Source organism: Neobacillus niacini, from assembly GCF_036961885.1.
Taxonomy (GTDB): Bacteria; Bacillota; Bacilli; order Bacillales; family Cytobacillaceae; genus Neobacillus; species Neobacillus niacini_H.
The window spans coordinates 54,428-73,557 of record NZ_JBALNQ010000010.1 but is presented as its reverse complement, the minus strand read 5'-3'; the positions used below and the strand labels follow the sequence as shown (position 1 = coordinate 73,557).

The window sequence follows — 19,130 nt, the reverse complement described above, 5'->3', positions numbered from 1 at the left end:
GTATGAGCATGGATTTTAATTTTTTCATGAATGATGTTGTGACGGGGGCTCGTTCAGAGATTGCGGCAGCTGGTTATAAAGAACTGAAAACACCTGAAGAGGTGGAAGCAGCACTAGAACAAAAAGGCACAACCTTAGTAATGATTAATTCAGTTTGCGGTTGTGCGGGTGGAATTGCACGTCCTGCAGCGGCTCATGCCCTTCATTTTGATAAACGTCCTGACCATCTTGTTACCGTTTTTGCAGGCCAGGATAAAGAAGCAACGGAAAAAGCACGTAGCTATTTTACAGGTTATCCACCTTCCTCACCATCCTTTGCCTTATTAAAAGATGGAAAAATCGTTTCAATGATTGAAAGACACCAAATTGAAGGCCACGATCCTGCGACAGTGGTAGCAAGACTGCAAAAAGAATTTGAAGAAAACTGTGAAGAACTTTAAACAGCACTCAAAAGAGCGAATCTCCTTTATCGGAGGTTGGCTTTTTTTTATATTAGAAAAGTATAATAAATTTTTATTAATATGCTTGCATAATTATTTAATCCTGTGTTAAAATTCATTACGTTGCATAAATATTAAGCTTTAATTCTAAAAAGCTAGTAAAAAAGTTTAATTCAAACAAAAAATAATATTCAGAAAACTATAGGAGGAAAACAAATGAAAAAGGTAATGGGTTTATTCTTAACAACAATTTTAGCTGTAGGTTTACTTGTAGGCTGTGGTGAAAGTAAAAACGGAAATGCAGGTGAAAAGAAACTTGTAATGGCAACTTCTGCGGATTATGCACCGTTTGAATATATTGAATCAGATAAAAGTGACGAAATTATTGGCTTTGATGTGGATTTAGCAAAAGCAATTACGGGAAAACTTGGCTATGAAATTGAAGTGAAAGACATGGATTTTGGCGGTTTGGTTCAATCACTTAAGTCAGGACAAGCCGACTTTGTATTAGCAGGAATGACGCCAACTGAAAAAAGAAAGAAAAATGTAGACTTCAGTGATATCTATTATACAGCGCAGCACATGATTATCTCTAAAAAAGAGAGTGGAATTGAGAAAGTAGAAGATTTAGAAGGTAAAACAGTTGGTGTTCAGTTAGGTTCTATTCAAGAAGGTAAAGCGGAAGAAATTAATAAAACTGTAGCAATAAAAGTAGAAAATCGTAACCGTATCCCAGAGCTTATTCAAGAATTGAAAGCTGGTCGTTTTGATGCAATCATAATTGAAGACACTGTGGCTAAAGGGTATCTTAATAAAGAAGCGGACCTAACGAACTTCACATTGAGCGATGACCCGGAAGAAGCAGGGTCTGCGATTGCTTTTCCAAAGGATAGCGATTTAACAGAGAAGTTTAACCAAGAGCTTAAAAAAATGAAAGAAAACGGTGAACTACAAGAATTGATTGTTAAGTGGTTCGGTGGGGAAAACTAATTCTACAAACAAGACGTTCAGGAAGTCTTCTGAACGTCTTACTAATTTTTTTATTAGAAAGGACGGCAGTTGAATGAACTTAGATTTCACACTATTCATTCCTTCAATGCCATACATTTTAGAGGGAATCGTTGTTACACTTAAAATTGTAATCGTTGCAGGTATACTAGGATTTATACTTGGAATCATCCTATCATTGTTTAAAATAAGTAAATTAAAATTTCTCGGCTGGTTTGCCGATGTCTATACTTCGATTTTCCGAGGTACCCCATTAGTGTTACAGCTCATGCTGATTTACTATGGTTCACCACAATTACTTGGATATCAGATTGAGCCTTATACAGCTGCGATATTATCCTTTGCCCTTAATTCTGCTGCGTACATATCAGAAATTATCAGGGCGGGAATTCAGGCAATTGATAAAGGTCAGCAGGAAGCTGCGATGGCCCTTGGTGTTCCCTATACAAAAATGATGTGGGATATCATTATGCCGCAAGCGTTAAAAAATATCCTTCCAGCATTAATGAACGAATTTATTACGTTAACAAAAGAATCCGCGATTGTTACCACAATTGGAGTTATGGATATTATGCGACGTTCTTATCAGGTTGGAGCAGAAAATTATTCGTTCTTCGAACCATTATTGATTGCCGGATTGATTTATTACGTAATGGTCATGATCTTGACCTTCTTAGGAAAAGCGGTTGAAAGGAGAATGAGACGCAGTGATTAAGGTTAATAATTTGCATAAAAATTATGGCAAGCTTGAAGTATTAAAAGGGATTTCCACGACAATTGAAGCAGGAGAAGTCGTTGCGATCATTGGACCCTCTGGTTCGGGAAAGTCTACCTTCCTTCGCTGCATGAACCTCCTTGAAAACCCAACAAGCGGCAACATTTTGGTAGGTGGCCAAGATGTAACCGATAAAAAAACGAATATCATGAAAGTGCGTCAGAATGTTGGTATGGTTTTTCAACATTTTCATTTATTTCCGCATAAAACCGTTCTCCAAAATCTCACTTATGCACCGATAAAGGTAAAAGGGTTGTCAAAGGCTAATGCAGAAAAGATTGCTGTTGATTTGTTAGAAAGAGTTGGGTTAGCGGAAAAGGCAAATGAATTTCCAACAAGATTATCAGGAGGACAAAAACAGCGGGTTGCGATTGCAAGAGCACTAGCAATGGAGCCAGAAGTAATGCTGTTCGATGAACCGACTTCAGCACTTGACCCAGAAATGGTGAAGGAAGTTTTAGATGTTATGAAATCTCTGGCCCATACAGGGATGACGATGGCGATTGTGACCCACGAAATGGGCTTTGCTCGTGAAGTGGCCGATCGAGTTTTATTTTTAGATGGCGGAGTGCTAGTGGAAGATGCAAACCCGCAAGAATTTTTTACCAACCCTAAGAGCAAACGCGCACACGATTTCTTGCAAAAAATGCTCTAATAAGGATAAGCTAAAGATGGTCAATGTTGATCATCTTTTTTTTGAGGAGAAAATTTATGAAATATAAAATCGGTTATCGTACAATTAAAACCGCATTAGGAACCGCTATCTCTATCCTAATTGCTCAACAATTTGGGTTAGAGAACTTCGCTTCAGCAGGAATCTTAACCATCTTATGTATTAAGGTGACAAAAAGAAAATCTTTACGGGCATCATGGGATCGATTTTTAGCATGTGTTTTAGCTATGCCATTCTCAAGTCTATTTTTTGAACTAATAGGCTACCATCCAATCGTAATCGGAATTATGCTATTATTCTTTATTCCTACCGTTGTGATGTTCAAAGCAAATGATGGAATTGTTACGAGCAGTGTCATTATTCTACATATTTATATGGCAAATAAGCTTTCTCTTGCCCTTTTTCTAAATGAGCTTGGTGTAATCATTATCGGAATTGGCGTGGCACTGGTTATTAANNTCATAGATTAAAACAATATCAAGCAAGAATTGAAAAAAACTTTAAAGCTATTTTTTGTGAAATGGTTACCTATCTTAAAACAGGGGAAAGTGACTGGTCTGGGAAAGAAATTACGGAAACGGCAACATTACTTGAGGAAGCAAAATCGTTTGCCTATCGCGATGTAGAAAATCATTTTTTAAGAGAAGAAAATGAATACTTTCATTATTTTAAAATGAGAGAAAAGCAATTTGAAATTATCGAACGGGTTTTACCTATTGTAACTTCACTTACAGTTACACTGCCCCAAGGAAAAATGATTGCGGAGTTTCTTGAAGAATTATCCGAAAATATCTGGCCAGGAAACACGGCTCACATATATCTTGGAAAATTAAGTGAAATGAATAAGGAATTCGAAGAAATGGAACTTCCGCAAACAAGAGAGGAATTTGAGGTCCGTGCTGCTCTTCTCCAATTAGTGAAAGAGTTGAATGCATATCTTATTATTAAAAGTTCCTTTAAAACATCCAAATGGAATAAATCGGGGAAAATAGCATCAAACTAAAGTAAAAATGGCAGGTGGATTTTATGATTAAAATACTTTCACCAATCCTGTTTGCTTTTTTTATTTCTCCCCTTTGGCCGTTAGGACCGAATCCTCTTCCTGGTGACCCTTTTGTTATTGTTAATAAAGCCACAAACGAATTAGCCTTCATTGAGGATAATAAGGTTCAAACCATTGTGAGTGTTGGTACGGGTAAAACTCAGGAATTAACGCCAGAAGGGCTTTTTACAATCACGATAAAAGCAGAAAATCCTTACTATCGGAAAAAGGACATTCCTGGCGGGGATCCCGATAATCCACTTGGCTCAAGGTGGATAGGCTTTGACGCGGAGGATACAGATGGAAGGATTTACGGGATCCACGGGACGAATCAGCCTGCATCAATTGGAAAATATGTTTCACAAGGCTGTATCCGAACACAGAATGAAGTCATTTCCTCCATTTACCCATTAATTCCATTGGGTACGAAAATACTAGTTACTTCTACTAAAAAATCATTTGAAATTCTTGCTAAAGAATATGGAGCAATTCAATAAAAAAAGACAAAGGGACTGTTCGTCGGAACAGTCCCTTGTCTTTTTTATTATATGAATTGAGCAATCCCGATTAGCAATGTTGAGGCTAACATAGCAATTAACATTAAATATACGACAATTTTTCTTGTTTTTTTCTTAGACAAATTGGGTTCCCCCTTAAAATTTTTAGGCTTTATATACATTTTACAGGGAAAAGCCTATTTGAACAATGGAACAACATCACAAATTGGGAAGGAATTATGAATTTTTTAGCGAATAAGATAATTGTCGAAATGATTTAAATTTTGAAAAATAAGAGGGGTAAGTATGATAAAAAAAGTCGACCACATTGGAATTGCCGTTCGATCGCTAGAAATAACACTTCCCTTTTACACAGAGGTGTTGAATCTTCCGTTATTAGGGATTGAAGTGGTTGAAAGCCAAAAGGTTAGAGTGGCTTTTCTGAAGGCAGGAGAAACGAAATTAGAGCTGCTTGAGCCAACGTCTGCTGAAAGTACCATTGCGAGATATATCGAAAAACGTGGTGAGGGGATACACCATGTTGCGCTCGGTGTTGACTCTATTGAGGACAGAATTAGGGAAATGAATGAAAAGGGAATTACGATGATCGATCAAGAACCAAGGATGGGTGCTGGTGGAGCTCATATTGCCTTCATGCATCCAAAGTCTAGTTCGGGTGTTTTGGTGGAGCTATGCGAAAAGAAGGGGTGAAGGGGTAATGATAGACATCTATGAAAAAATAAATGAATTATATGATAAGCGCCGGGAAGTGGAACTTGGCGGCGGAGACGAGAGGATTGATAAACAGCATGAAAAGGGAAAATTAACGGCGAGAGAAAGAATCGAGCTCTTAGTGGATAAAGGTTCATTTCTAGAATTAAGTCCATTCATCGAGCATAGAACCAACGACTTTGGTCTTGATGAACAGAAAGGACCTGGCGATGGTGTGGTAACTGGCTATGGGAAAGTAAACGGCAGACCAATCTATTTATTCTCACAGGATTTTACCGTGTTTGGAGGGGCTCTTGGGGAAATGCATGCCAAAAAAATTGCTAATGTTATGGATTTAGCGGCGAAAAGCGGAACTCCGTTTGTGGGCTTAAATGATTCCGGTGGGGCACGAATTCAAGAAGGTGTTGTCTCACTCGATGGATACGGTCATATCTTTTATCGAAATGCGATTTATTCTGGGGTAATCCCGCAAATTTCCGTTATTATGGGACCTTGTGCTGGTGGGGCCGTGTATTCACCCGCGATTACTGATTTCGTTTTTATGGTTGAAAAAACGAGCCAAATGTTCATTACAGGCCCAAAAGTAATTGAAACCGTTACGGGTGAGAAGATTTCTGCTGAAGACCTTGGCGGTGCCCATGTCCATAATACCATTAGCGGGAATGCACATTTTGAAGCTCCTTCAGAGCAAGAAATTTTAGACGACGTTCGTAAACTACTAAGCTACCTTCCTCAAAATAATGAAGAAAAGCCGCCAATACTCGCGGTGGAAGAGGAAAATGATTATCGTCCGGATTTAACGGATGTTATTCCATTTGACGCCATTCGTCCCTATGATGTTCGAAAGGTAATCGAACAAGTAGCAGATGCAGATTCTTTTATGGAAATTCAAAAGAATTTTGCCAAGAATATCGTCATCGGATTTGCACGGATAAAAGGGGAAACAGTTGGATTAGTTTGCAACCAGCCAAAGGTGATGGCTGGCGGGCTTGATATCAATTCATCTGACAAGGCAGCTAGATTTATCCGCACCTGTGATTCGTTTAATATCCCGATTATCACCTTTGAAGACGTTACAGGCTTTTTCCCTGGAGTTAAACAGGAGCATGGAGGGATTATTCGCCATGGAGCAAAGATCCTATACGCTTATTCTGAAGCAACTGTACCGAAGTTGACGGTTATTTTAAGAAAAGCCTATGGAGGCGCTTATGTTGCTCTTAATAGCAAGTCCATCGGTGCAGATTTAGTCTTTGCTTGGCCAAATGCCGAAATTGCGGTAATGGGTCCACAGGGTGCGGCTAATATTATTTTTGCGAAGGAAATAAATAGTAGTGATAATCCTGAATTGGTAAGGGAGCAAAAGATCGAAGAATATCGTGAAAAGTTTGCTAACCCATATGTAGCTGCTAGCAGAGGGATGGTCGATGATGTGATTGACCCGCGTGAAACGAGAATAAAAATCATCCAAGCATTAGAAATGCTTCGTAATAAAAAAGAGTCTAGACCGTTTAAGAAACATGGGAATATCCCACTTTAAAGCAATCATTTGAAGACGAGATTGTGAAAGAGTATACTGAGAAAGGCAGAAGCGACCGTTTAGCGACGTATGAACTGGACCGCTCCGAACGAGATAAAGGAAACACGGAGAGCGATAGCGATTCGATGTTGACTTATCGAAAGGAGGAGAGGGAAGTTCACTAGTCGTTGGTCGCTGGAGCTGGACATCTTATAGTGAGTACATAAAACGGAGGTTTATCTAGATGATTAATCAAGAACGTCTTTTAAATGAATTTTTAGAGCTTGTCCAAATTGATTCGGAAACAAAATACGAAACAGAAATTGCGAAAGTCTTAAAACAGAAGTTTACCGATTTAGGCCTTGATGTGTTTGAAGACGATACAACGGCTGTTACAGGTCATGGAGCAGGAAACTTAGTTTGTACCCTTGCTGCCACTAAAGACGGCGTAGATCCTATTTATTTCACTTCCCATATGGATACAGTTGTTCCAGCAAGAGGTGTTAAGCCATCGATTAAAGACGGTTATGTTGTCACTGATGGAACAACCATTTTAGGTGCTGATGATAAAACTGGATTATCGGTTATGCTTGAAACCATCCGCGTGTTAAAAGAGCAGAAAATTCCTCACGGGATGATTCAATTTGTTATCACAGTTGGAGAAGAATCTGGTCTTGTCGGGGCGAAAGCACTTGACTCTTCTTTATTAAAAGCCAAATATGGTTATGCGTTAGACAGTGACGGGTTAGTAGGAAATATCGTGGTTGCAGCTCCAACACAGGCTAAGATAAAAGCTGTGATCTACGGAAAAACAGCTCATGCCGGTGTTGCTCCAGAAAAAGGGGTTTCGGCAATTACGATAGCTGCGAAATCGATTGCGAAAATGCCATTAGGCAGAATTGACTCTGAAACCACTGCAAACATCGGCCGGTTTGAGGGCGGCACTCAAACAAATATCGTATGCGACCGTGTTGATATTTTAGCAGAAGCAAGGTCACTGATTGCTGAAAAAATGGAAAAGCAGGCTGCCAAAATGAAGACTGCCTTTGAAACGGTAGCGGCTGAAATGGGTGGAAGAGCAGAAGTTGAGATTGAGGTTATGTACCCAGGCTTTAAATTTGGCGAAGGTGATCAAGTCGTTGAAATCGCACGTAAAGCGGCAGGAAAAATTGGACGAAGCTGTGAATTACAGCAAAGCGGCGGCGGAAGTGATGCTAACGTTATTGCCGGCTTTAATATTCCAACTGTAAACCTAGCTGTTGGGTATGAAGATATTCACACCACCAATGAACGTATGCCAATCGAAGAATTATACAAGCTCGCAGAAATGACGATTGCCATTATCAACGAGGTTACAAATCAATAAGGAAATGATCGAGGGGAGCCAGCTGGTTCTCCTTTTTGCTATAATATAGGTACTATCTTTAAGGGAGTGCGATCGTGAAAGAAATGTATCCGAAAAAAGGACGAGTTATCTTACACGTAGATATGAATAGCTTTTACGCCTCTGTGGAGATGGCATATGATCCGGAGCTCAAGGGGAAGCCAGTTGCGATTGCAGGAAATGTGGAGGAGCGGCGGGGGATTATTATTACCTGCAGCTACGAAGCGAGAAAATTTGGAGTCAAAACGACAATGCCACTTTGGGAGGCAAAAAAGCTCTGCCCACAGTTAGTTATTAGGAAACCTAATTTTGACCGATACCGGACAGCGTCAATTGCCATGTTTGAGATACTTAGGAATTATACAGAACTGGTCGAACCTGTCTCCATTGATGAGGGGTATTTGGATATTACGGATTCATTTGAAATGGGAAATCCAATAGAAATCGCTCAAAGTATTCAAAAAAGAGTTCTTGAACAGCTTGATCTGCCAAGCAGTATTGGAATAGCACCGAATAAATTTTTGGCAAAAACAGCATCAGATATGAAAAAGCCGATGGGAATAACAATCCTGCGTAAACGTGATATTCCTGCTGTTCTGTGGCCGTTGAATACGAATGAAATGCATGGAGTAGGTAAAAAAACAGCTGAAAAGTTAACAACGATTGGGATTCACACGATCGGGGAGTTAGCTGCCGGAAATGAAATTCAGCTGAAATCATTGCTCGGTATTAATGGTATTCGCATAAAGGAAAGAGCCAATGGCATTGATAATCGACCTGTAGATCCTGAGGCGGTATCAGAGTTTAAAAGCATTGGTAATTCAACAACCCTTCCAAAGGATACGAGCAATCAGCAAGAGTTATATCGAGTATTGGAGTCATTAGCTGAAACGGTTTCAGTAAGACTGAAAAGAAAAAATGTCTTTGCAGCCACAGTAGGAATCACGATTCGGTTTAAAGATCGAAAAACGATTACACGTAGTAAAAAACTTTCCAATCCCATTCAGCAAAAAGAGGATATCGCTACGCAAGCAAAGCAGATTTTCCTTAAGCATTGGAATGGGGACCCAATCAGGCTGCTAGGTATTACTGGCTATGATTTAGTTGAGCAGGATTTAGCTTTTAAGCAGCTTGATTTATTTTCCTATGGAAAAGACGCCAAAAACGAACCGTTACTCAAAACTCTTTCCTCTCTTCGTGATAAATACGGGAAGAATATCATTGAGAATGCTGGTACACGAAAAGTCGACAATGCTGATAATGTTGGAACAGGAACAAGCTTTAATAAAGATTTTCTTCGCAATTTTCCTCACAAAGAAGATAGCTAAAAGCTCCGCACTTGTTTAGTTACAAATGCGGAGCTTTTTGTGTTACTTACAAATATCAACATCTAATGCATTGACTGGCCACCAGAAAAATCCGTCTTTTTCTAATAACTCATCAGCGGCTTTCGGACCCATTGAGCCTGATGGGTAATTTGGAAAGCTGTCTGCCTTCGTATTTTCCCATACCGCTGAAATGTTGTCGACAAAGGCCCAAGAATAAGCTACTTCATCCCAGTGAGTAAAGTTAGTTGCATCACCGCGCATGCAATCGTACAAGAGTTTTTCATACCCTTCCGGTGTATTCATGGCATGAATTCCTGTATTAGCAAAGCTTAGTTTAACCTCTTGGGCATCAAGATGGCCACCAGCTTTTTTGGCGTTAAGATGAAGTGTAATTCCTTCCTCTGGCTGGATATGGATTACCAGCAAGTTCGGATTTATCAGTTTCTCTGGCTGATAATAAAGGTTCATCGGAATGTCCTTAAATTGAACAACTATTTTTGTTGATTTCGTCGCCATTCTTTTTCCAGTTCGAATGTAAAATGGAACGCCAGCCCAGCGGAAATTATCAATCATAATCTTTCCAGCCACGAACGTTTCTGTGTTTGATTCTTTATCTACCATTTTCTCTGCACGGTATTCAGGAAGTTGCTCATCCTCGACCATTCCGGCACCATATTGTCCTCGAACAAAATATTTTTTTATTTTATCTCCCTTAATCATTCTTAATGAACGAAACACGCGTACCTTTTCAGAGCGCACCTCATCTGTCGTTAACTTAATTGGCGGTTCCATTGCTAGTAGTGCTACCATTTGCATGATATGGTTTTGCACCATATCCCGTAAGGCGCCACTTGTTTCATAATAACGGCCACGCTCTTCTACTCCTAGGGTTTCACTGGAAGTGATTTGAATATTGGAGATGTAACGGTTATTCCATAATGGTTCAAATATGGCATTGGCAAACCGAATAACTTCAATGTTTCGAACCATTTCTTTTCCTAGGTAATGGTCAATCCGATAAACTTCTTCTTCTGAGAATGCCATACGAATTTGTTTGTTTAACACTTTTGCTGATTCTAAATCATGTCCAAATGGTTTTTCAATCACAAGTCTTTTGTAGCCTTTTACATCTGTTAATCCATCGGATTTCAAATGCAGGGCGATTGGTCCAAAAAATTCAGGTGCCATGGCTAGATAAAAAATTCTATTTCCCTCTAACTCGTATTTCTCATCAATTTGCTCTGCCAAACCTTTCAGGGCTGCATAGGAATTGGAATCTGCTACATCATGTGATTGATAATAAAAATGAGAAACAAATTCTTCAATTTTATCCTTTTTTCCTAGTGCAGTTATTACTGAGTCCCTAACAGATTTTTGAAAATCCTCGGTTGATAACGGTCTTCGGGCAACTCCTACAACCGCAAATTTATCTAATTTCTTTTTTTCGAACAATCGATATAGGGAGGGAAAGAGCTTGCGAATGGCTAAATCTCCTGTTGCACCAAATATCATGATTAATGAAGTCATATTTCTTTGTTGGTCCACGATAGTTACCTCTCTTTTTATGTATTCAATTTAGATTTAGCAAAAACCACATGATGCATGTATTGAAAAATATTCTCTTAAATGAGAATATACGCACAAAGGGCAATTGCGCAAGCGATATGCTATATTATTTATTATAATATTTACGGAGAGGGGAATTACGATGGATATCTTTTTTTTAGGAACAGGCGCTGGAGTTCCTGCTAAGCTTCGTAATGTAACATCAATTGCTCTAAAATTACTGGAAGAACGAGGGTCGATCTGGTTATTTGATGCCGGGGAAGCAACCCAACACCAAATTTTACATACTTCAATTAAACCACGCAGAATTGAAAAAATCTTTATTACCCACCTGCATGGTGACCATATTTATGGTTTGCCTGGATTGTTAGCAAGTCGTTCCTTTCAAGGCGGTGAATCAGAGGTAACGGTTTATGGGCCGAAAGGTATTAAAGAATACATTACGGTCAGCCTTTCAATTAGTCAAACTTATTTAAAATACCCATTAAAGATTGTGGAAATCGGGGCTGGTATTATTTTTGAGGATGACCAGTTTACCGTTGAAGCACAATTGTTAGAGCATGGCATTCCTTCGTATGGGTATCGAATTGTCGAGAAGGACAAACCAGGGACACTTTTAGCGGAAAAGCTTGTTGAAGCTGGAGTACAGCCAGGTCCGATTTTTCGAAAAATAAAAGAAGGTGAAAGTGTTACACTAGAAGACGGAAGAGTCATCATCCCGCAAGATTTTTTAGGACCCGATCAAAAGGGACGGATTGTTACCATTCTTGGGGATACAAGATACTGCGAAAATGCAATTTCTTTAGCATTGGATGCAGATCTCTTGATTCACGAAGCAACCTTTTCTAAAGGGGAAGAGACACTTGCCTTCGATTATTTCCACTCGACTACCCATCAGGCGGCAGAAGTAGCGAGACGTTCTGGAAGTAAGCAGCTTTGTTTGACACATATCAGCTCACGGTATGACCGGCAGGCATCGCGTGAACTGATTGCCGAAGCACAGGAGATTTTTATAAATACCGACATCGCCGAAGATTTTAAAGAAATAAACATACCCTCCAAATGAAAAGACGGCCAAAAGGTCGTCTTTTGTCATTAAAATATCCAACCCCGTTCATACTGCTTAGGCACTTCAATCGATGTCCCCAGGTCCTTGGCTGCAGTTCGCGGCCAATACGGATCACGTAATAATTCGCGGGCTAAAAATATTAAATCGGCTCGGTCATTTTGAAGGATTTCTTCCGCTTGAATCCCTGTTGTAATTAAGCCCACTGCTCCAGTTGAAATCTCAGCGCCAATTCGAATTGTTTCTGAATAGGGAACTTGATAGCCAGGATATACATTAATGTGCGCAGGTACCACTGCCCCCGAGCTGACATCAATTAAATCTACACCGTGCTCCTTCATCCATTGACAGAAAAAAACGTAATCCAATGGTGTTAATCCCTCATCATGGTAATCATGAGCCGATACACGCACAAACAAAACGCCATTCCAGACCGATTTAACCGCTTCAATAATCTCACGGAGGAAACGATAGCGATTTTCAGCCGATCCGCCGTATTCATCGGATCTTTTATTAGAAAGCGGGGAGAGGAATTCATTTATCAAATAGCCGTGTGCTCCATGCAGTTCAATAACATCAAATCCTGCTTTTACTGCCCGTTCTGCTCCTTCTTTAAAGGCTTTAACCGTCTCGGCAATTTCCTCTTTTGTCATTTCTTTAGGAGTTTTCATTTTTTCATTAAATGATATGGCTGAAGGAGCGAGGATTTCACCTTCAAGAACCGCCTTCCTGCCGGCGTGTGCAAGCTGAATTCCTGTTTTCGCCCCATTTTCCTTCATCAGGTCAACGAGCTCCTTCAACCCTTCAATATGGTCATCACTCCATATTCCCAAATCCTTAGATGAAATCCTGCCCTGTACAGTGACTGCTGTAGCTTCAACAATAATCAGTCCAACTTGACCGACAGCTCTGCTTGTATAGTGTGTGCGGTGCCAGTTCTGAATTCGACCGTCTTCGTTGTGACTCGAATACATGCACATTGGCGCCATTACAATTCGATTTTTCAGCGTAACATCCTTAATTGTAAAAGGAGAAAATAACTTTGTAGACATAAAGAGTCCTCCTGTTTGTATGTACTAATTCCTCTTTAGTATAGCAAAAAGGCTTCATTATAAAAAAACTTACTACTCTTTCTCTCTTAATTCGCTTAATTTGTATAGTGTACCTCTCCACATGATGCCGCCACGTTTATAGGTGAGCCAGCTGGCACGGATGATTGAATAGATAAAAAGGAGCGCGGTAACCGGCAATACTAGAAACATAACCGGAGAAAATACAGTCATTTTTCTAATAACTAATACGTAATGAATGCCGCTTAACAAAATAACGCCTAAGCTTAACAGGGAGACAATTTTATCAGAAGAAAATATCGTAATAAACGGTAAGACATTGGTAATAAAGACACCGAATATGGCAAAAAACACCATGCTAATCCGGTAATGTAGTCCGGCAAACGTATTCTTTTCTAGTCCAACAAATGCTTCCTGCAAACTCCCGTACCATTCCACCTCGATCAGCCTAAGTGCTGTAACAATCCTTTGACGGTAGCCTGCTTGTTTCATCCTCATTCCAAGCTGTAAGTCGTCATCGGGGCGCATTTTCACTTTCTCATGCGTTCCAAAGGATGTATAAGCTTCTTTTGATACAAGATTAAAAGCGCCGATCCCCGTTCCTATTTTTGACTTCGGATTATTTGCTGCCCAAGGCCGTTTAAAATAAGAAAATCCAAATAGGAAAAAGGCAACAAAAGATTTTAGCCAAAACTTCTTTGCACTCAGGTTTGGGGCAGTAGTTAAATGGTCCAGCTCGTGCTTTTCAAAATAGTGAAGCGCCTTTGCGAATGCTTCTCCTTCAAATCTAACGTCAGCATCAGTAAACAATAGCCATTTTCCAGATGTTTGGAGAAAACCTCGATATAATGCGTTATTTTTCCCCAGCCAGCCATCAGGCAATTCTTCAATATGAATAACGGAAATTCGCTGATCCTCGGTTTGTAATTCCTCCATCATAAGCCCGGTTGCATCGGTTGACCGATCATTGACAAGAATCCATTCAACATTTTTGTAAGTTTGCTTAAGCTGACTGCGAACACTGGATTTAATATGACTTTCTTCATTACGGGCAGCAACAATAACCGATAACAATGGCCCATTTTCTAAGCCTTCTTCAGTTTCTAAAGCATCTATTTTTCGTAAACCAATGAATCCATCGATAAGAAAAACAATCCAAACAAGTATTCCAAACGTATACAAAATTGTTAGCACTTCTGACACTTCCCCAGACTCTTTTTAGTCTAGTTTAAATCAACTCAAGCCAAACCTCCAAATCAGGAGGTTGGTTCTGTGACTTCTAGTTGTGTACGTAAGGCAGCTCCCATTTTTTTCGATTGAGCGGTTGCAGCCTTAATACACGAAATGAATGCTTGTTGGACTTGATGTTCCTCAAGCACCTTGACCCCAGCTTCCGTTGTCCCCCCTGGGCTTGTGACATCTTTTCGTAATTGTTCTGATGTTTTTGTGGAGTTTTTCACCATTTCCGCCGCCCCGATTAACGTTTGCACGATTAACTCACTCGCCATTTCCTTATCGAGACCAACCTCAACTGCACTTTTTTCCATTGCTTCAATAAGGTAATAGATATAAGCAGGACCGCTGCCAGATAATCCTGTAACAGCATCAAGCTGCTCTTCTTCCACAAAAGTAGTCAAACCTACTGTTCCAAATAAGTTTTTCATTACTTCAATTTGTTGCGGAGTAACGCGCTCATTCACGGCAACAGCAGTGGCTGATTTTCCAACCGCCGCAGATGTATTCGGCATTGCTCTAACAATGGCAATGGGTAATCTTGCTAACGTTTCGATGGTACTCATCGATACTCCTGCTAAAACAGAGACCACTAGCATTTGTTCCGTTAAATAGTCGCGAATGTATTGAATGGCAGTTGCCACATCTTTTGGCTTCATGGATAAAATGACCATGTCTGCTCCAGCTAAAAGCTCATTTAAATCATAGGTGGTACTGACCCCATAGCGTTCTTGAAGCTTCTGTAACCTTTCTGCGTTTGAATTATTGGTAACCCAAATATTTTTTCTTTCCATTAAACTATTTTCAAGAATACCTGAAATCAACGCCTCAGCCATCGAACCTGCGCCGATAATTGCTAACTTTTTCATGAAATTTCCCCCTTAATACTCTTAATAAAAAAAACAAAAAGACCCTCCATCCAAAAAGGACGAAAGGTCTAGCTTCCGCGGTACCACCTTCATTTACCCAAACTATATAAAGTCAGGGTTCACTCGACTCCGATAACGCCGGATTTACGTTAGGTTTTCCTAAGTGCTCTTAAGATAGGTTCAATGATCAAGAGGGCTGTGAAGTCTTTCAGCCGGGTGGACTTCACTCTCTTATGCCATTACTCATTTACTAGTCTTAGTCATCGCAATTTATGAATCAAATTTTACTAGTGATTATGCAAGATAACACATGGTTTGTCAAGATTAAGTATACTGAATTTTTACTTTATTCAAAATTAATTATGCAAAAATAATGACATTCAGTAGAAAAATCGCTACACTTTACCTTATATAAATGACAAAAAATGATCACACTTTTTAAATATAAAGATAGGAGTTTTTTTAATGGCAGAATGGAAAGATGGTATCGCAAAAATAACGTTGCCGACTCCTTTTGCAGTCGGAGATGTTAATGTGTATTTAATTAAAGGCGAGCGACTGACACTTGTCGATTGTGGTATTAAAACAAAGGAATCTTGGGTTGAATTCAAGAAGCAGCTATCTGACTTGCATTTAACCCCCAATGATATTGAACAGGTCATTCTTACCCATCATCATGTGGATCATGTTGGCATGCTTGATTTTTTACCAAACGACATTGAAGTGTTTGGTCATTGGTTAAATGAACGATGGATTAAGCCTACGGACGCCTTTTTTGAAGAACAAGAAAATTTTTTTGGTGCACAATTTCTTAACTATGGCTTACCTCAAGAATATTTTCCATCGCGCTCCATGTTAAGGCAAACACTGAAGTACTCCTGTAATCGCTCCTTAACTGGTCAGCTAGTGGAAGGTATGAACCCGCCTGGACTCAGTGAATGGGCGGTGATTGAGACTCCTGGTCATGCTCAAAGTCAAATCGCTCTTTTTCGGGAAAAAGATGGTGTTCTTATTGGAGGGGATTTGATTCTCTCACATATCTCACCCAATCCATTTTTTGAGCCACCTGCGCCAGGTGAAAAGGAACGGCCAAAGTCTCAGCTACAGCATAATCATTCAATGAAAAAGCTGTTGTCTTACCCGATTCAGTTTGTTTACACAGGGCATGGAAAGGAAGTTTTTCAATTAAAAGAATTGGTTGAAAAAAGACTGATTCATCAACACGAACGGGCGATGAAGGTTAATAATTGGCTTAAAGAAGAGCAGCAAACCGTATTTGAACTTTGTAAGCGCCTTTTTCCGTCTGCTTACAAGCGTGAACTGATTTTGACGCTATCGGAAACGGTCGGACAGCTTGACTATTTAGCTTCTATCGGTGAGATTATAAGTAAGGATCATCAACCTGTCCTTTATCAAGCTAGATGAGGTGTAATATATGGCTAGAGAACAACTTAAGGGTAAAAATATTGTCATCACTGGTGCATCTGGGGGAATTGGTGCTGAAATCGCCAAGCTCTGTGGGGCAAGTGGTGCTAATCTTGTCCTAGTAGCACGGAGCATCGAAAAGCTGAGGCAGCTGCAAACAGAATTGCAGCAGAAGTACCAAATTAGGGTAGACGTCTATCAATTAGATGTCTCTGATACAGATAAAGTGAAGGAAGTTTTTAGCCAGATTACGGAAAAAATAAACCATATTGATATTCTTGTAAATAACGCAGGATTCGGCGTCTTCCGTGAAGCCCATGAAGTGACAATAGATGAAATTAAAGGAATGTTTGATGTCAATGTCGTCGGGTTAATGGCCTGCACGAGTATGGTTTTGCCGAAAATGCGTGAACGCCGCTTTGGTCATATTATCAACATTGCTTCGCAAGCAGGGAAAATTGCTACGCCAAAATCAAGTGTTTATTCCGCTACCAAGCATGCGGTTCTTGGTTATACCAATTCACTGCGAATGGAGCTTAGTGATTACAATGTTCTGGTAACATCTGTGAATCCAGGACCGATTGCCACAAACTTTTTTAATATTGCCGATGAAAAAGGCACATATGTTAAAAATGTTAAAAGATATATGCTGCAGCCAGAATATGTGGCACAGAAAGTTGTCGACAGTATGCTAACAAAAACGCGGGAAATCAACTTGCCGCGCTGGATGAATATGGGCAGTGTCGTATATGTTCTCTTTCCAAGACTTTTTGAACGGATCGGGAAAAAGGCGTTTAACAAGAAATAAAACCGCAGATGCGGTTTTTTGTTTTGCTATCAATCCGTTAAAAATTCATAAACCGTATCATTTACAGCCTCGTATAAATCTAAAGCGGGCTGTTCATTTTTTATTTGAATAATTCGCTCTGCAAGCTCTTCTAAATCCGCACTGCTCATTGGCAGGGAATCCACTTCGGAATAATATTGTTTAAAGCAATTCTTTATCATTTTGATAATCAATTTTTTCTCCATTTTGTGCACCTCACCCATCATTATACCGATTTTTCATCCAGAAAAATAACCATAACCATGAAACGTATCAAAAAATTTCCATTGAATACGAACGTATATTCGTTTAAGATGTGTATATAATATAAGGAACGAATGTTCGATATTTTGTGCGAAGGAAGGAAAAAACATGGTTGATTACAGCACGTTACCGCACAATCAAATACTCTGTGTAGACATGAAGAGTTTTTATGCAAGCTGTTCCGCTATCATGCTTGGTCTTGATCCCTTGACTTGCTATCTAGCTGTGGCCGGTAACAAAGAACGAAATGGAAGTGTTGTGCTTGCCGCTTCGCCGCGTTTGAAAAAAGAGTTTGGAATAAAAACAGGTTCACGGCTGTTTGAGATTCCTGATGATCCACGCATTCAAGTGGTTGAGCCGAAAATGGCAACTTATTTGCGAATTTCTACTGAAATTACCCGTGTTTTTAATCGCTATGTACCAAAGGAAGCACTCCATACCTACAGCGTGGATGAGAGCTTTATCAAGGTGGATGGAGCCCTTCATTTGTGGGGGGATGCTTTTACGATTGCAGCAAAAATAAAGGATGACATTGAGCGTGAATTCCAGCTTCCTTGTGCGGTCGGAATTGGCCCTAATATGCTGCTATCGAAGCTTTGCCTCGATTTGGAAGCAAAGAAGCATGGGATTGCCGAATGGAAGTATGAAGATGTCCAGACAAAGCTTTGGCCTGTATCACCGCTTAGAGAAATGTGGGGAATTGGCAGACGTGTTGAAAAAACATTAAATGGGATGGGTATTTTCACGGTGGGCCAACTGGCTCGCTATGATTTAGCTGCACTGGAAAAGAAATTCGGAATCATGGGCAATCAGCTTTATCATCATGCTTGGGGAGTAGACCTTTCAGAGTTGGGCGCACCGATTATTGAGGGGCAGATCAGCTTTGGAAAAAGCCAAATTCTGTTAAGAGACTATAAAGAGGAAGAAGAAATAAAACATGTGATGTTAGAAATATGTGAAGAAGTAGCCAGAAGAGCACGATCTCGCCGCAAAGCAGGAAGGACCATCAGCCTTAGCATCGGCTATAGCCAGGATGAGCTTGGCGGTGGTTTCCATCGCTCAAGAACGATCAAGCAGCCAACAAATGTAACCATGGATATTTATCGTGTTTGCCTTGAATTATTTCATGAGCATTATACAGGAAAGACGGTAAGACAAATTGCCGTTAGCATCGGAAATATCGTCGATGACCACGAGCTTCAGCTCGATCTTTTTGACATGGGGGCTGCCAAACGGCGAGATCTTGGCTATGTGGTTGATGCTGTCCGCAGACGCTTTGGTTCGGGTTCCTTATTACGGGCTGTTTCTTACACAACTGCCGGAACGGCAAAGCACCGGGCTACACTCGTTGGCGGGCATAAAAGATAAACAGAAAAGCGGAAGCGCCTTGTCCAGAGGCGACAGGCATAAGGCGAG

The 19,130-nt window shown here is 40.1% G+C and carries 19 protein-coding genes and 1 pseudogene; 14 read left to right on the top strand and 6 right to left on the bottom strand.

Features of this window, described 5'->3' with window-relative positions; genetic code table 11:
• The first annotated feature begins 2 nt into the window (after window positions 1-2).
• From V7124_RS05555 to V7124_RS05530, 6 genes and pseudogenes are all read left to right on the top strand, one after another.
• The gene (locus V7124_RS05555; RefSeq protein WP_335486929.1) at window positions 3-440 is read left to right on the top strand and encodes a BrxA/BrxB family bacilliredoxin; all 438 of its coding nucleotides are present in this window, start codon (window positions 3-5) and stop codon (window positions 438-440) included.
• Window positions 441-656: 216 nt separating this feature from the next.
• Complete coding sequence (locus tag V7124_RS05550) at window positions 657-1,430, top strand: transporter substrate-binding domain-containing protein (RefSeq protein WP_335486926.1); 774 nt, start codon at window positions 657-659, stop codon at window positions 1,428-1,430.
• A 73-nt stretch (window positions 1,431-1,503) separates the two neighbouring features.
• The gene (locus tag V7124_RS05545; RefSeq protein ID WP_335418358.1) at window positions 1,504-2,163 is read left to right on the top strand and encodes an amino acid ABC transporter permease; all 660 of its coding nucleotides are present in this window, start codon (window positions 1,504-1,506) and stop codon (window positions 2,161-2,163) included.
• Window positions 2,156-2,878 carry an amino acid ABC transporter ATP-binding protein gene (locus tag V7124_RS05540; protein ID WP_335418360.1) on the top strand — a complete coding sequence of 241 codons (723 nt, stop codon included), beginning with the start codon at window positions 2,156-2,158 and terminating at the stop codon, window positions 2,876-2,878. Before V7124_RS05545 ends, V7124_RS05540 begins: the two co-directional genes overlap by 8 nt.
• 56 nt (window positions 2,879-2,934) lie before the next feature.
• Window positions 2,935-3,899, top strand: a pseudogene (locus V7124_RS05535) (aromatic acid exporter family protein).
• Between the two features lie 23 nt (window positions 3,900-3,922).
• Window positions 3,923-4,435, top strand: a complete 513-nt coding sequence (locus tag V7124_RS05530) for a L,D-transpeptidase (RefSeq protein WP_335418365.1) — start codon at window positions 3,923-3,925, stop codon at window positions 4,433-4,435.
• A 47-nt stretch (window positions 4,436-4,482) separates the two neighbouring features.
• Here V7124_RS05530 and prli42 read toward each other — a convergent pair whose 3' ends face one another.
• On the bottom strand, window positions 4,483-4,617 hold the full coding sequence (gene prli42 / locus V7124_RS05525) for a stressosome-associated protein Prli42 (RefSeq protein WP_335418367.1): 135 nt from the start codon (window positions 4,615-4,617) through the stop codon (window positions 4,483-4,485).
• 124 nt (window positions 4,618-4,741) lie between these two features.
• Here prli42 and mce point away from each other — a divergent pair, with 124 nt between their 5' ends.
• The 4 genes from mce to V7124_RS05505 all read left to right on the top strand — a co-directional run bounded on the left by mce (window position 4,742) and on the right by V7124_RS05505 (window position 9,395).
• Entirely contained in the window at window positions 4,742-5,146 is a 405-nt protein-coding gene (gene mce, locus V7124_RS05520) for a methylmalonyl-CoA epimerase (protein WP_335486923.1), read from the top strand.
• A gap of 7 nt (window positions 5,147-5,153) precedes the next feature.
• Window positions 5,154-6,704 carry an acyl-CoA carboxylase subunit beta gene (locus V7124_RS05515; RefSeq protein WP_335486920.1) on the top strand — a complete coding sequence of 517 codons (1,551 nt, stop codon included), beginning with the start codon at window positions 5,154-5,156 and terminating at the stop codon, window positions 6,702-6,704.
• 223 nt (window positions 6,705-6,927) lie between these two features.
• Window positions 6,928-8,049, top strand: a complete 1,122-nt coding sequence (locus tag V7124_RS05510; protein ID WP_335418377.1) for a tripeptidase T — start codon at window positions 6,928-6,930, stop codon at window positions 8,047-8,049.
• A 74-nt stretch (window positions 8,050-8,123) separates the two neighbouring features.
• A complete protein-coding gene (locus tag V7124_RS05505; protein WP_335486918.1) occupies window positions 8,124-9,395 on the top strand; it encodes a DNA polymerase IV in 1,272 nt (423 codons plus the stop codon).
• A 42-nt stretch (window positions 9,396-9,437) separates the two neighbouring features.
• On the opposite strand, the gene zwf is transcribed toward V7124_RS05505, so the two are convergent.
• Window positions 9,438-10,907, bottom strand: a complete 1,470-nt coding sequence (gene zwf, locus V7124_RS05500; protein WP_335487382.1) for a glucose-6-phosphate dehydrogenase — start codon at window positions 10,905-10,907, stop codon at window positions 9,438-9,440.
• A gap of 196 nt (window positions 10,908-11,103) precedes the next feature.
• On the opposite strand from zwf, the gene rnz reads away from it, so the two are divergent.
• Window positions 11,104-12,027 (top strand): ribonuclease Z, encoded by a 924-nt coding sequence (gene rnz / locus V7124_RS05495; RefSeq protein ID WP_335486915.1) that lies wholly within the window; start codon window positions 11,104-11,106, stop codon window positions 12,025-12,027.
• Between the two features lie 29 nt (window positions 12,028-12,056).
• Here the strand turns inward: rnz and namA are convergent, their stop codons facing one another.
• From namA to proC, 3 genes are all read right to left on the bottom strand, one after another.
• Window positions 12,057-13,079, bottom strand: coding sequence for an NADPH dehydrogenase NamA (gene namA / locus V7124_RS05490; protein ID WP_335486913.1), 1,023 nt, complete (start codon window positions 13,077-13,079; stop codon window positions 12,057-12,059).
• Window positions 13,080-13,151: 72 nt separating this feature from the next.
• Window positions 13,152-14,291, bottom strand: coding sequence for a glycosyltransferase (locus V7124_RS05485; RefSeq protein ID WP_335486910.1), 1,140 nt, complete (start codon window positions 14,289-14,291; stop codon window positions 13,152-13,154).
• A 62-nt stretch (window positions 14,292-14,353) separates the two neighbouring features.
• Entirely contained in the window at window positions 14,354-15,199 is an 846-nt protein-coding gene (proC, locus tag V7124_RS05480) for a pyrroline-5-carboxylate reductase (RefSeq protein WP_335486907.1), read from the bottom strand.
• 465 nt (window positions 15,200-15,664) lie between these two features.
• On the opposite strand from proC, the gene V7124_RS05475 reads away from it, so the two are divergent.
• On the top strand, window positions 15,665-16,624 hold the full coding sequence (locus tag V7124_RS05475) for an MBL fold metallo-hydrolase (RefSeq protein WP_335418396.1): 960 nt from the start codon (window positions 15,665-15,667) through the stop codon (window positions 16,622-16,624).
• Between the two features lie 10 nt (window positions 16,625-16,634).
• Window positions 16,635-17,432: an SDR family NAD(P)-dependent oxidoreductase gene (locus tag V7124_RS05470; protein ID WP_335418399.1), complete on the top strand. Its 798-nt coding sequence runs from the start codon at window positions 16,635-16,637 to the stop codon at window positions 17,430-17,432.
• A gap of 29 nt (window positions 17,433-17,461) precedes the next feature.
• Here the strand turns inward: V7124_RS05470 and V7124_RS05465 are convergent, their stop codons facing one another.
• Entirely contained in the window at window positions 17,462-17,656 is a 195-nt protein-coding gene (locus V7124_RS05465; RefSeq protein WP_335418401.1) for a YqzH family protein, read from the bottom strand.
• Window positions 17,657-17,822: 166 nt separating this feature from the next.
• Between V7124_RS05465 and V7124_RS05460 the strand changes: the two genes are divergently transcribed.
• Window positions 17,823-19,082 (top strand): DinB/UmuC family translesion DNA polymerase, encoded by a 1,260-nt coding sequence (locus V7124_RS05460; RefSeq protein WP_335418402.1) that lies wholly within the window; start codon window positions 17,823-17,825, stop codon window positions 19,080-19,082.
• Window positions 19,083-19,130: the final 48 nt, after the last annotated feature.